This window comes from Aeromonas sp. EU05-FHT14A05, from assembly GCF_058791175.1.
Window position 1 is genome coordinate 57,722 of record NZ_JBYTDH010000019.1, and the last position, 13,023, is coordinate 70,744.

The 13,023-nt window shown below is 63.8% G+C and carries 10 protein-coding genes, 1 tRNA gene and 1 riboswitch; of the genes, 3 read left to right on the forward strand and 8 right to left on the reverse strand.

The annotated features are described in order from the left end of the window. Positions 1–274: 274 nt before the first annotated feature. Entirely contained in the window at positions 275–2,125 is a 1,851-nt protein-coding gene (locus AC3WR3_RS19720; RefSeq protein WP_492293102.1) for a M3 family metallopeptidase, read from the reverse strand. Between the two features lie 293 nt (positions 2,126–2,418). Between AC3WR3_RS19720 and AC3WR3_RS19725 the strand changes: the two genes are divergently transcribed. The 3 genes from AC3WR3_RS19725 (at position 2,419) to AC3WR3_RS19735 (ending at position 6,573) form a co-directional block, all read left to right on the forward strand. Next, a complete protein-coding gene (locus AC3WR3_RS19725; protein WP_427230336.1) occupies positions 2,419–4,104 on the forward strand; it encodes a methyl-accepting chemotaxis protein in 1,686 nt (561 codons plus the stop codon). Positions 4,105–4,366: 262 nt separating this feature from the next. Further along, positions 4,367–4,452: riboswitch (cyclic di-GMP riboswitch) on the forward strand. Between the two features lie 65 nt (positions 4,453–4,517). Beyond that, complete coding sequence (gbpA, locus tag AC3WR3_RS19730) at positions 4,518–5,942, forward strand: N-acetylglucosamine-binding protein GbpA (protein WP_492293104.1); 1,425 nt, start codon at positions 4,518–4,520, stop codon at positions 5,940–5,942. 100 nt (positions 5,943–6,042) lie between these two features. Then, complete coding sequence (locus AC3WR3_RS19735) at positions 6,043–6,573, forward strand: cytochrome b (RefSeq protein ID WP_492293106.1); 531 nt, start codon at positions 6,043–6,045, stop codon at positions 6,571–6,573. Between the two features lie 90 nt (positions 6,574–6,663). Here AC3WR3_RS19735 and cbl read toward each other — a convergent pair whose 3' ends face one another. The 7 genes from cbl to AC3WR3_RS19770 all read right to left on the reverse strand — a co-directional run bounded on the left by cbl (position 6,664) and on the right by AC3WR3_RS19770 (position 12,858). Then, positions 6,664–7,611 (reverse strand): HTH-type transcriptional regulator Cbl, encoded by a 948-nt coding sequence (cbl, locus tag AC3WR3_RS19740; protein WP_492293108.1) that lies wholly within the window; start codon positions 7,609–7,611, stop codon positions 6,664–6,666. Between the two features lie 116 nt (positions 7,612–7,727). Next, positions 7,728–8,795 carry a sulfate/molybdate ABC transporter ATP-binding protein gene (locus AC3WR3_RS19745; protein WP_492293110.1) on the reverse strand — a complete coding sequence of 356 codons (1,068 nt, stop codon included), beginning with the start codon at positions 8,793–8,795 and terminating at the stop codon, positions 7,728–7,730. A gap of 74 nt (positions 8,796–8,869) precedes the next feature. Then, the gene (gene cysW / locus AC3WR3_RS19750; RefSeq protein ID WP_492293112.1) at positions 8,870–9,763 is read right to left on the reverse strand and encodes a sulfate ABC transporter permease subunit CysW; all 894 of its coding nucleotides are present in this window, start codon (positions 9,761–9,763) and stop codon (positions 8,870–8,872) included. Further along, entirely contained in the window at positions 9,760–10,599 is an 840-nt protein-coding gene (gene cysT, locus AC3WR3_RS19755; protein WP_427257726.1) for a sulfate ABC transporter permease subunit CysT, read from the reverse strand. The genes cysW and cysT overlap by 4 nt, the downstream gene beginning before the upstream one ends. 287 nt (positions 10,600–10,886) lie before the next feature. Next, positions 10,887–11,462 (reverse strand): RBBP9/YdeN family alpha/beta hydrolase, encoded by a 576-nt coding sequence (locus AC3WR3_RS19760; RefSeq protein ID WP_265437017.1) that lies wholly within the window; start codon positions 11,460–11,462, stop codon positions 10,887–10,889. Positions 11,463–11,501: 39 nt separating this feature from the next. After that, positions 11,502–12,503 (reverse strand): sulfate ABC transporter substrate-binding protein, encoded by a 1,002-nt coding sequence (locus AC3WR3_RS19765; protein WP_492293113.1) that lies wholly within the window; start codon positions 12,501–12,503, stop codon positions 11,502–11,504. A 278-nt stretch (positions 12,504–12,781) separates the two neighbouring features. Continuing rightward, a tRNA-Asp gene (locus AC3WR3_RS19770) sits at positions 12,782–12,858 on the reverse strand. Positions 12,859–13,023 lie beyond the last annotated feature (165 nt).

Genomic DNA, 13,023 nt, shown 5'->3' on the forward strand with positions numbered 1-13,023 from the left:
CCACTCTCTGGCGGCGAGCGAGCGCCATGATATGGGATCGCCGTGAATACTCAATATATCCAGAGAAACATATCTGTGACCCGCCTCGCCAGCGCTCAGCCAAAGCCTCTGCGCATCACCATAATTAATAGCCAAAACAGATAGATGGCGCAAAAAACAGACGCATCTTGCGCCCCGCCCACAACCGCGGCAAAGATCTCGCCTCAGCTAACTTGCTTCCCGCTGAAATGAACAAGCCCTGCCGATGGGCAGGGCTTGCTGGTCGAGGCGCGCCTCACCGGGCGGCGGCGGGCTCGCCCTGATAATGCTGGCGGATCCAGGCCTCGAAGTCGGCCAGCATGCGGGTCTCCGACTCGAGGTTGTCGGCTATCAGCTCGGCGCCGTGCATCACCCGGATGTGGGCGTCGAGGGGCGTCCCCCCCCCTGCCGGCGGGCGCTGGCTCGCCGCCGTCATGCAGGCTGCGGCCGTCGCCCACGCCTGTGCCACGCTCTGGTTGCACGCCTCGGCCAGGGGAGCGGCGCTGAAGCCTTCCCCAGTGAGGCTGCGCAGCGTCTCATCGTGGGTCATGCCGTTGCCCGGCCCCCAGTAGTGGGCGGCCAGATCCGGCCCGATGCGCGGGTTGTCGGTGAGGTAGCCGTCGCGCGCCAGGAAGTAGGCTCGGGTCTGCTCCACCGCCATCAGCGCCAGCAGGTAGCCGTGATAGGCGCAGGCCGACTCCTGATTCAGCAGGTGCGGAATGGCCAGCAGCGGACGCGGACTCTCCACCCCCAGGATCTGGCGCTCCCAGCGGCGGGCCAGCGCCAGCACCGCCTCGGGAGTGCGCTCGCTCTCTGCCATGGCGTAGAGATCCCGCTCGAAGTAGGCCACCAGCGCTATCTGGCGCTCGTTGAAGGCCCGAAATGGCTGGCGCGCCTCTATCATCCCCTTGATGAGATCGTCGGGAATCGCCTCCCCCGCCGCGTTCCTGGCGTAGCCCTTGAGCCAGTCGGCGTCGTCCAGCAGGCTGTCGCAGAACATGGACTGGGTCTCGGCATAGGCCATGGAGGTGGGGGGAAACTCCTGGGAGAAGCAGGGGGCGTTGCCGGTGACGTTGGCAAAGTGCGCCGCATGGCCCCCCTCGTGGAACAGGGTGTTGAGGCCGCTCCAGCCGCTGCCCACCTGGGCCGGATCCGCCAGGCTGGTGAAGTTGACCACCGCCGGGACCCACTCCCCCTCCTGCCAGAAGCTCGGCACAGGACCATGGCAGAAGCCGTTCTCGTATTTTCCCTCCCGGGTCAGCAGATCCAGGGTCAGGGTGGCGCCGCGATACTGGATGCCGAGGCGGCGGAAGCTCTGGACCCAATCCTTCAGCGCCCGGGAGAAGGGCACATAGGGGTCGAGCTGGCGGGTCACGTCGCCGCTCACGCTGTAGCTCAGGTTGTGGGGCAGCAGGGCCGCCTCCCCCTTGGCGGCTTTCAGCTCCGCCAGGCTCTGGTGCACCCGCTGCTCGGTGCGGGCGATGAAGTCGTCGAGCACGGCGAACAGCTGCTCTGGGCTCATCTGCTCGTTCTTGTGCACCTTGTAGTCGAAGTAGTCCCGATAGCCCATGGCTCGGGCGAAGCGGTTGCGCAGGGCCACCACCTCGAGAAAGCCGTTGCCGACCACCCACTGCTCCAGGGTGTGGAACATGGCGAGCGCACTCTGGCGCACCGCCTCGTCGCTACTTGCGGCCAGCGCCGTGCTGGCGGCGGGCAGGCTGCCGGCCACTTGTTGGCCCTGCTCGTCCAGCAGGGTGAGCCTGAGCCCCTTGCGGCGGGCGAACAGATCCGCCTCGGCGGCCACCAGCTCGTCCATCAGGGCGGCGGCGGCCGGGTCTTCGATGACGTTGCATTCGAAGAAGGCTGTCCAGCCTCCCAGACCGCGCTTGAGCTCTTCTTCCTCGGCCTGGGCAAGCATCTCCCGCAGCACCGGCAGACGAGTAGGATCGGCGCAGAACGCCTTGTAGGCCTGCTCGGCGGCGGTGAAGCCGGCCTGATCGTCGCTGATGCCCATGTAGGTGGACCAGAAGAGATCCTCCTTGCGCCTGTGTACTCGCAGGTAGTCGGCGTTGAGCTGGTTCAAGTAATTCCTGGCAATGGAACTCATAAATTCCCTCTTGTTATGGGGCGGCCACGTGGGCGCCCACTCCTTTTTGGTGAAATGCCAACTCATTCACACTTCCTGCAAATAGAGCCGGCAAATGGTGCGCCGGGATGCGCCAGACCACGCTACCAAAAGCGAGGGTTTCTGTCTGCTGGCTATACTGGTTGCCAACACACTCAATTGGCAATCAACCATCACAACCTCTTGAAAGTTAAATAAATGTTAAACGCAAAACAATCAAGGCCAGCCAGCTGACTGGCCCTCACCAGATCCGCACGGGAAAGAAGGAAAAGACTATGTTCAAGCTCGGTGATATCGCCGTGAGTCGCAAACTGATGCTGCTGCTCTCGGTAGCGCTGGTCGGCTTCATCGCACTGCTGCTCATCTCCGCCAGTGCCCTGCATCGCAACCTGATGAGTGAGCGGGAAGCCAGATTGCAGGCGGTGCTGGATCTCGCCATGAGCCGGATCCAGACCCTGGCCGCCACCCTGCCCGCCCCAGAGGCCCAGGCACAAGCCAAGGCCATGCTCGACAGCATGCGCTTCGATGGGGACAACTATCTGTTCGTGCTGGACGAGGATCGCCGGGTGGTGGTGCACCCTGCCAAGCCCGAGCTGGTCGGCCAGCAGATGGGCGGGACACCCGCCGAATCCCACTGGCAGCGCATGGTGGATCTCGGCAAGGGCGGCCATCAGGGCCGCCTGGAGTACCAGTGGCTCTCCCCCTCCGGCGAGGCGGCCCAGAAGATGTCCCTGGTGGCCGGCTACCAGCCCTGGGGCTGGATCCTGGGCTCGGGCGTGCTGCTGCAGGACATAGAGGCCACCATCTGGTCCCAGTATGAGCTGATGGGAGGGGCCACCCTGCTGGTGATCCTGCTGATGGGGTGGCTTGGAGTGGCCATCAGCCGCTCCATCGTCAGGCCGCTCGCCGAGATCAAGGGGGCCATGGCCCAGGTGGCGGCCGGGGATCTGGTGGTGAGCATCCCGGTGCATGGCAAGGATGAGCTGGGGGCCGTCGCCACCAGCACCAATCAGGGGCTGGACGCCATTCGCCGCGCCCTGCTGGAAGCCAGCCAGGGGGCCCGCAACGTGGCGGATGCCGCCCTGCGCATCGCCGCCTCCGCCGAGCAGACCAACCAGGCGGTCAACAGCCAGCGGGATCAGCTGGCCCAGCTCGCCACCGCCATGAACGAGATGAGCGCCACCATCTCGGATGTGGCGGGCCACGCCGAGAACACCGCCCGCGACACCCGGGACGCCACCAGCGAGGCCGGGCTCGGCAACGAAGACGTCCACGCCAGCGTGCACGGCATCCAGGCGCTCGCCACCGAGGTGGAGCAGGCTACCCATCAGGTCAATCGACTCAAGGAGGGGGTGATGCAGATAGGGGAGGTGACCGCCGTCATCAGCGCCATCTCGGATCAGACCAATCTGCTGGCCCTCAACGCCGCCATAGAGGCGGCCCGGGCCGGCGAGCAGGGTCGCGGCTTCGCCGTGGTGGCCGACGAGGTGCGCCAGCTGGCCAGCCGCACCCGCCACTCCACCGAGGAGATCCAGAGCACCATCACCCAGTTGCAGCAGCGGGCGGTGACCGCCGCCAGCGCCATGGATGCCAGCCGCAAGCTGGCGGAGAGCAGCGTCGGCCAGTCCGAGAAGGCGGGGCAGGATCTCTCCCTCATCGTCAACCACATCCAGCACGTGAGCGACATGGCGACCCAGATAGCTACGGCGGCGGAGCAGCAGAGCATGGTGGCGGAAGACATGAACCGCAACGTCAACGGCATCAACGACTCGGCGCTCGAGATGTCCCAGGCCGCCTCCCAGCTGGCCCAGGAGAGCGAGCTGCTGGCCGGACTGTCGCGCAGCCTGGACGAGCGGCTGGCGGTGTTCAGGCTCGGCAATGGCCTCCCCCGGGATCTGGCGCCCGGTCAGGCCCCGCGCCCCTCGTCCACCCGCCGCCCAGACCAGTACCCGCACCACTGACCGTCTGACACAGTCCCATCCCCTGCCGGCCTCGCCGGCAGGGGATTTTTTCATTGATGAAAAATGTCGCGATTTTGCATCTTTTTACTGAGCTGGCGAAACAAAACCCAACTTGATGAATTAAATATAATTTTAAAAACAGAGTGTTAAGTGTTTGCTCTACTCCGATGAGGTCAAGCTGTAAAGATTTACACTTAATAATTTAATCAAAAGAAGCCATCATGGTGGCGCCGTCCTCAAGGGCGGCACCCTGACCCTTTATGTAGTCATTTGGCAAACTGGTTGAAAGGCCAGGACGCAAAGCCTCCGGTCTAAAGACATGTCGTCCAGGATAGCGGGGTTGCCACACCCAGGTGTGTCACGGGGAATTCCCCTGCCAACTTGACTGCCCACATCACCGAACAGAGGAATGTATGGCAGCAAAAATTCAACTCAATCATGTGGCCGCGGCGCTGGCGCTGCTGGCCAGCGGCGGCGTGCTCGCCCACGGTTACATCAGCCAGCCGGAAGGGCGCAACTATCTGTGCAAGACCGGCGGCAACAGCCAGTGTGGCGCCATTCAATGGGAGCCCCAGAGCCTGGAGGCGCCGTCCGGCTTCCCCGATGGCGGCCCCGCCGACGGCCAGATCGCCTCGGCCGGGCATCCGCAATTCGGTGAACTCGATGTCCAGACCAGCGATCGCTGGACCAAACGCCAGGTGCAGGCCGGGCCCTTCGCCATCGGCTGGACCTTCACCGCCAACCACGTGACCCGCAACTGGCGCTACTACCTCACCAAGCAGGAGTGGAACCCGAGCCAGCCCCTGACCAGGGACTCCTTCGATCTCAATCCGTTCTGCGTCATCGACGGGGGCATGGTGCAACCGCCCAAGCAGGTCACCCATCAGTGCACCCTGCCGGCGCGCACCGGCTACCAGGTCATCCTCGGGGTCTGGGAGGTGGGCGATACCGCCAACAGCTTCTACAACCTCATCGACGCCCAGTTCGATGGCGGCACCCAGCCGCCGCTGACCTGGAGCCAGGGCGGGACCATCTACCCCTCCACCGATCTGGTGGTCGGCGACAAGGCCAAGACCCGGGTATTCGACGCCAACGGCGAGCGCACCGATCTGCAGACAGTGCTGACCATAGGCTCCGCCGAGCAGGGTCAGAAGAACAACTGGGCCCACGATCTGGCCGCCAGGATCAACGCCGAGCAGAGCCAGATCCGCGCAGGCCAGCAGGGCACAGATGGTCAGTTCAACCCGGTCTACGGCCAGAACCCGGTCTACCTGAAGGCGGGCAGCAACCTGCAGCGGGTCGAGGTCCAGCTCGAGCAGCAGCAACCCCCGGTGGGCAACAGCATCAGCGTGAGCGGGCTGGAGAGCGAATACCTGCTCGACAACGGCAAGGTCACCCTCAACTTCACCGTCACGGCCGAGGGGGATCTCGCGGTCACCAACACCCTGTATGACCATGGCGGCGCCGCCAAGGGCCAGACCGGCGCCGACATCAAGGACAGCAGCCAGAGCTTCACCATGGCGGTCGGCGGTCTGAGCGCCGGCCACCACCAGCTGGTGATCGAGGGCAAGCCGAAGGCGGGCGGTGCCCCCCTGCAGCAGACCCTGGACCTGATGTTCAAGGATCCCGCCAGCGGCGGTGACTACCAGTACAGCTTCCCGGAGGGACTCAAATCCTATGCAGCAGGCACCAAGGTGCTGCAGCCGAAAGATGGCAAGATCTACCAGTGCAAGCCCTACCCCTACAGCGGCTGGTGCACTATCTGGACCAGCACGGCGACCCAGTATGAGCCCGGCGTGGGCACCAACTGGCAGGATGCCTGGACCCTGGTGAACTGATCCCCCGCAAGCAGAAGAGGCCCGAGCGGCCTCTTTTTTGTGCCTGTCATCCGGGCTCCCTGTGCCTCTCTGCACCCTGGGCCCCAGTCGGAAAAATCCCATGACGAAACACTACTATGACCCCCTGAGCCGCCTGCTGCACTGGCTGATGGCCGCCGTCATCCTCTACGCCACCCTGGCGGGCTACCTGATGCACCTGGTGATCGACAGCCACCCCAGGCTGTTTCAGTTTCTGTCGGTGCTGAACATGTCGATGGCGACCCTGATCACCCCGCTCTTCCTGCTGCGCTGGGGCTGGCGGCACTGGCGCGCGCCCCTGCCCGAAGATCAGACCCAGCCTCACCATCCCGCCGCCAGGCTGGCGCACGCCCTGCTCTACGGCCTGATGTTTGTGGTGCTGCTGAGCGGCTTCCTGATGCTGGAGCAGGGCTACTCCCTGTTCTGGCTCTACCCGGTCGCCAACCCGATCGGCTCACCGGAGATCAACGCCTTCTTCTTTGGCGTCCATCGCCTCGGCTGCCTGGCGCTGGCTGCGCTGGTCCTGCTGCACGTGGCCGCCGCCCTCTACCATCACAGGATCAAGGGGGATCGCACCCTGTATCGCATGCTGGGTCCCCAGAGCGAGCGCTAACCAATGAACGAGGCTCTGGGCCTGGCTGAAGCCTCGATTAAGCAAGCAGGGAGCCAAGGGCTCCCTGCTTTCTCAGACCATGCGCCCCATTCAGATCTGGTAATCGAGCAGGGGCTCGTTGCTCATGGCCCTGGCCTGGATCTCCGCCAGCGCCAGCTCGGGGTTGCAGAGCTGGATGAACTGCCAGGTGAAGTTGTGCTGGAACTGCCCCTGCTTGAGGCCGATCCAGGCGGTGTGCGGCGCAAACAGCCGGCTACCGTCGAGCTGCACCAGCCCCTTGTCCCGCTGGGGATCGAACGCCATGTCCGCCAGTATGCCCACCCCCATCTCCAGCTCGACATAGGTCTTGATGACGTCGGAGTCCTGGGCGGTCAGCAGGATCTGCGGATGTATCCCCGCCTCGGTGAAGGCCTCATCCACCCGCACCCGCCCCGTCAGGCCCGCCTGATAGGTCACTATGGGCCAATGGGCCAGGGCCGCCAGGGTGAGTTCCCGCTCGGCGGTGAGGGGGTGCTGCTCCGGCACCACTATGTTGTGGTGCCAGCGGTAGTAGGGAAACGCGACCACGCCTTCGCTCTTGTCGAGCTGCTCGCTGCTGATGCCGATGTCCACTTCGCCGGTCTGCACCAGCCGCACTATCTCCTCCGGGCTGCCCTGGCGCAGCTCCAGCTGCACCAGGGGGAACTGCTCGCGAAACGCCTTCACCACACGGGGCAGGGCATAGCGCGCCTGGGTGTGAGTGGTCGCTACCAGCAGCCGCCCCGAATCCCGGTTGGCGAAGGTGCTGGCCAGTTTGCGGATATTGTCGGCGTCCCCCAGGATGCGCTCGGCGATCACCAGCAGCTCCTTGCCCGGCTCCGTCATGCCGAGCAGCCGCTTGCCGTAACGGATGAAGAGCGCGAGCCCCAGCTCCTCCTCCAGCTCGCGGATATGGCGGCTGACCCCGGACTGGGAGGTAAAGAGGGCATTGGCCACCTCGGTCAGGTTGTAATCCCGCCGCGCCGCTTCCCGGATAATGCGTAATTGCTGAAAATTCACCTCATCGCCTCCTGCGCTGAGTGGCGGTGGATGCTGCCACCGCCCTCTTGTTATTGGGTGGCCGGATCAGAGTCCGGCTGCAAGCCTGAAAAGAGTCTCGTCTTGGGCGCTCGCCCTCAAATCTGGTAGTCGGGATAGAGCTGCGCATGTCGGGCCACCAGACGCACCCCCTGGCCGGGGGCGAAGGCACGGGCGGCCTCCTTGCTCAGCTCGGCCTCGTAGTGAGCCCCCCTGGTCTCGCCATCCCCGCGCAACTCCACCCGGATCCGCGGCCCCATGGGCATCAGACGGGTGATGGTGGCGCTGATGCCACCCGGTGCATCCGCCGGCAATATCTCCAGCTCGTGGGGGCGCACATAGGCGATGGCCGCACTGCCCTGTGCCAGCTGGGAGCTGATGGGGCCGCCCAGCTGCTGCTCACCTATGCCAAGCCCTTGCCCGGCCACCCGGCCGCGGAACAGGTTCACGCTGCCGAGGAAGCTGTGCACGAAGGCGGTGGCGGGCTGGTCATAGACCTCGGCCGGAGTGCCGATCTGCTCGACCCGCCCTGCGTTCATCAGCACCACCCTGTCCGCCACCTCCAGCGCCTCCTCCTGATCGTGGGTCACGAACAGGCTGGTGACGTGCAGCTCGTCGTGCAGCTCCCGCAGCCAGCGGCGCAGCTCCTTGCGCACCTGGGCGTCGAGGGCACCGAACGGCTCGTCCAGCAGCAGCACCTTGGGCTGCACCGCCAGGGCGCGGGCCAGGGCGACCCGCTGGCGCTGGCCACCGGAGAGCTGGGTCGGGTAGCGCTCGGCCACGTGGCTGAGCTGCACCAGATCCAGCAGCTCCTTGACCCGGGCGCGGATGCTGGCTTCATTCGGCCGATCGGAACGCGGCTTGACCCGCAAGCCAAACGCCACGTTCTCGAACACAGTCATGTGCCTGAACAGGGCATAGTGCTGGAACACGAAGCCGACGTTGCGCTCGCGCACGTGGAGATCCGAGGCATCCTCGCCGCGGATAATGACGTTGCCACTGTCGGCCTGCTCCAGCCCGGCGATGATCCGCAGCAGCGTGGTCTTGCCGCAACCGGAGGGACCGAGCAGGGCGACCAGCTCGCCGTCGTGAAAATCGAGGTTGATGTCGGCCAGGGCCGCGTACTGATTGAAATGCTTGTTGAGTCCTTGTACCTGAATGCTCATGGCTGCCTCTCTAAACCGTTAAACCGGATTCATGGTTATCCGGGCTGGCCTGCCAGCAGGCAGACCAGGCCATATCAATGGGACTGGGTGGGCTGAGCACGCAGCCGGGCCAGCAGGGTCTCCCCCAGCAGGGTGAAGATCCCGAACAGGGCCAGCAGGCTCGCCACCGCGAAGGCGGCACCGGTCTGGTACTCGTTGTAGAGGATCTCGATGTGCAGCGGCAGGGTATTGGTCTGGCCGCGAATGTGGCCGGAGACCACGGAGACAGCGCCGAACTCCCCCACCGCCCGAGCGGTACAGAGCAGCAGGCCGTACATCAGGCCCCAGCGGATGCCGGGCAGGGTGACCCGCCAGAACATCTGCAAGCCGCTCGCCCCTAGCATGATGGCGGCTTCCTCCTCTTCCGGACCACGGGCCTCCATCTGGGGCAGCAGCTCGCGCACCACGAAGGGCACGGTAATGAAGGTGGTCGCCAATATGATCCCCGGGGTGGCGAAGATGATCTTGATGTCGTGCTCGCTCAGCCAGTCGCCGAACCAGCCGCGGCTGCCGAACATCAGCACGAACATCAGGCCCGCTATCACGGGCGAGACCGAGAACGGCAGATCGATGAGGGTGACGAGCAGCTGCCGGCCCGGGAAGCGGAAACGGGCTATGGCCCAGGCGGCCGCCAGCCCGAACAGCAGGTTGAGGGGCACGGAGCAGAGGGTCACCAGGGCGGTCAGGCCGAGGGCGCTCAGGGCATCCGGCTCGCTGATGGCATGCCAGAAGAAGGCGAGGCCCGGGCTCAGGGCCTGGATAAAGACGGTGGCCAGCGGCAGCAACAGCAGGGCGGCGAACCAGCCCAGCCCGACGCTGATCAGCAGCCACTTCACCCAGGCGGGCTCACGGGTCACGGCAGGCTGGCGTACCTGAGTGGCAGGCGCCCCATCGAGGGCCAGATCCAGGCTTGCGTTGGATGCGTTCATATCCGGCTCCCTCCGATGCGAGACCAGCTCCAGGCCTGCAACTTGTTGATGAACAACAGCAAAACAAACGAGATCAGCAGCATGATGGAGGCGATGGCCGAGGCACCGGCGTAGTCATACTCCTCCAGGTGGCTCATGATCATCAGCGGCGCGATTTCCGACACCATCGGCAAATTTCCGGCGATAAAGATGACGGAGCCGTACTCCCCTACCCCGCGGGCAAACGCCAGGGCGAAGCCGGTGAGCAGCGCCGGGATCAGGGTAGGCCACAACACTCGCGCGAAGGTCTGCCAGCGATTGGCGCCAAGGCTGGCGGCGGCCTCCTCCTGTTCGGTCTCCGCCTCTCGCAGCACGGGCTGCAGGGTGCGCACCACAAACGGCAACCCGATGAAGGTGAGGGCGATCACCACCCCTATGGGGTTGTAGGCGAGCTCGATGCCAAAGGGGGCAACCCACTGACCTATCCAGCCGTTGGGGGCGAAGATGGCACACAGGGCAATGCCGGAGACAGCAGTCGGCATGGCGAACGGCAGGTCGATGAGCGCATCCACCAAGCGGCGACCGGGAAAGCTGTAACGCACCAGCACCCAGGCCAGGATCAGCCCGAACAGGCTGTTGAGCAGGGCGGCGACAAAGGCGGCCCCGAAGCTGAGGCGAAAGGAGGCGAGCACCCGGGGGGAACCTATCACCTGCCAGAACTCGGCGGCCGTCAGGTTGTTGACCGCGAACAACACCAGTGCCGAGAGGGGCAACAGCACCAGTATGCTCAGGTAGAGCAGACTGAAGCCCAGGGTCGGCCCCAGACCAGGGAGGACGGAATAAGAACTTAATCGCATAACACATCCATTTGTTATAAAAACTTTCCATACGCTGATTCTGCTCACGACCGCCAGTGACAACAAACACCAATAACGCCTTTGCTAAGCACTTTTTTATCTAACAACGGCAAACCAGGGCTTTTAGAGCGATAAATAGAAAAAAAGGTCTTTTATATAAATAAAAGACCTAACAAACGGAGCGGTGAAACCTGAACTGTGGAGACAGTCACTATGGGATCAGGGTGGCGAGCCTGTCTGATATCTTGCGGGAACTCTCCTTGTCATATGGGCAGAGGGTCAGCGGATCAGCGGAAGCTGAGGGCAGCCCGCCTGCCCCATTCGGTCGAGGCGGGATCCACCACCATCTCGGCCCTGTGATGAAGGGTGTTCAGCAGGTTGAGCCCCTGACTCCACTCCCCATGACCGGACTGGGCATTGATATGGCCCACCTCGCCGGCATCGAACAGCGGCACCTGCCACTGGCGACTCCAATACTCGGCCCGCTCGAAGCTCATCCAGGGATCGTTGCGGCTGGCGACAAGCTGGGCGGACACCTTGATGGAGCCCGCCAGCGCCTCGTCCGGGATGCCGAAACGGGCCGGATCCGCAGGCGCCACTATCAGGATGGAGGAGACCTTGTCCGGTTGCAGCCGGGCGGCGGCAATCGCCGTCAAAGCGCCGAAGGAGTGGGCCACCAGGTGGACCCGGCTGCGGCGGCTTCTGAGCTTGCTCGCCAGCTTGGCGCTCCAGACCGTGAGGTCGGGCTTGTCCCAGGGCAGACCCAGCATCCGCTGCCACTGGGGAAATTGCTGGTGCCAGCGACTCTGCCAGTGATCCGGCCCACTGTTGTGCAGACCGGGAACCAGAAGGATCTTGTTCATCATGGTGCTCCTATCTGTTGTCACAGGGACCCGTCACCGTTAGCGGCCCGGTTGGTAAATCTGGTCGAACAGCCCGCCCTGGGCGAAGTGTTTCTTCTGTGCCTTGTCCCAATCCCCTTCCAGATCCTTGACGGTAAAGAGCGCCAGCTGCGGGAACTGGGCCGATGTCTCCTTGAGGATCACCGGGTTGCTCGGGCGATAATGGTACTTGGCGATGATCCGCTGCCCCTCGTCGGAATAGAGGTAGTCAAGATAGCCCTTGGCCACCGCTTCGGTGCCGTGCTTCTTGGCTACCTTGTCCACCACGGCAACCGGGGGTTCGGCCAGGATGGAGAGCGAGGGCACCACGAGCTCGAACTTGTCGCTGGTCCCCGGCTGATTGAGCACCAGCAGGGCTTCGTTCTCCCAGGCCAGCAAGACGTCGCCGAGGCCCCGCTCGATGAAGCTGGTGGTGGCGCCCCGGGCGCCGGAATCCAGCACCTTCACGTTCTTGAACAGATCGCCGACAAACTGTTTGGCTCCCTCTTCAGTGCCGCTCTTCTTCAGGGCATAGCCCCAGGCAGCCAGGTAATTCCAGCGCGCACCGCCGGAGGTCTTGGGATTCGGGGTCACGATGGCGACATCTTTGCGAACCAGATCGCCCCAGTCCTTGATCTGCTTGGGGTTGCCCTTGCGCACCAGGAAGACGATGGTGGAGGTATAGGGAGACGCATTGTTGGCAAGGCGCCCCTCCCAATCGCTGGCGGTAAGACCCGCCTTGGCCACGGCATCGACATCATAGGCCAGCGCCAGGGACACCACGTCCGCCTCCAGGCCGTCCACCACGGCACGGGCCTGCTTGCCGGAGCCACCGTGTGACTGGCTCACCACCACATCATCCCCCGTCCTGGCCTTCCACTCCTTGGCAAAGGCGCTGTTGTATTCCTGGAACAGCTCGCGGGTCGGATCATAAGAGACGTTGAGCAGGCGCACCTCGGCCGCATTGGCCTGGCCGAGTGCCAGCAGAGAGAGCAGGGTCAGGGCGGTCATTCGCAATTTCATGGTGATACTCCATATCGTTGGGTTGAGTACAGAATGCCGCCTTCCACATATATCAGGAAGAAAGAAAAAGCGCTTTGCTTATCTCTTTTACGCATATTAGGTCAACCGTCAACCCACTTTAACAGCCTCGAACAAGCCCCTCTATGCCCCTGCTCGCCCCTCATCACCGTCAGATTGCAGGCACGAAAAAGCCCAGTCTGTTGACTGGGCTTGCTCACTCGCGTGCTGAAGGCGCATAGCAAAAAGGCCTTCCCGTAAGGGAAGGCCTTTCAAATTAGTGGCGGAGCGGACGGGACTCGAACCCGCGACCCCCGGCGTGACAGGCCGGTATTCTAACCGACTGAACTACCGCTCCGCATTCGGTTAGCTTTCGCTAAATCTTCTGCCGCTTACTGAGGTGTCATCCTCTCGGCCAACGTCGTGATGTGCACGGCGCTGTTTAATTGGGTGCCTGGCAGTGTCCTACTCTCGCATGGCGAATGCCACACTACCATCGGCGCTACCGCGTTTCACTTCTGAG

What these genes read in the sequence shown, in the direction of transcription:
- AC3WR3_RS19720 (WP_492293102.1), bottom strand. Translation starts at nt 2,125, where the DNA reads ATGAGTTCCATTGCCAGGAATTACTTGAACCAGCTCAACGCCGACTAC.
- AC3WR3_RS19725 (WP_427230336.1), top strand. Translation starts at nt 2,419, where the DNA reads ATGTTCAAGCTCGGTGATATCGCCGTGAGTCGCAAACTGATGCTGCTG.
- gbpA (WP_492293104.1), top strand. Translation starts at nt 4,518, where the DNA reads ATGGCAGCAAAAATTCAACTCAATCATGTGGCCGCGGCGCTGGCGCTG.
- AC3WR3_RS19735 (WP_492293106.1), top strand. Translation starts at nt 6,043, where the DNA reads ATGACGAAACACTACTATGACCCCCTGAGCCGCCTGCTGCACTGGCTG.
- AC3WR3_RS19745 (WP_492293110.1), bottom strand. Translation starts at nt 8,795, where the DNA reads ATGAGCATTCAGGTACAAGGACTCAACAAGCATTTCAATCAGTACGCG.
- cysW (WP_492293112.1), bottom strand. Translation starts at nt 9,763, where the DNA reads ATGAACGCATCCAACGCAAGCCTGGATCTGGCCCTCGATGGGGCGCCT.
- cysT (WP_427257726.1), bottom strand. Translation starts at nt 10,599, where the DNA reads ATGCGATTAAGTTCTTATTCCGTCCTCCCTGGTCTGGGGCCGACCCTG.
- AC3WR3_RS19760 (WP_265437017.1), bottom strand. Translation starts at nt 11,462, where the DNA reads ATGAACAAGATCCTTCTGGTTCCCGGTCTGCACAACAGTGGGCCGGAT.
- AC3WR3_RS19765 (WP_492293113.1), bottom strand. Translation starts at nt 12,503, where the DNA reads ATGAAATTGCGAATGACCGCCCTGACCCTGCTCTCTCTGCTGGCACTC.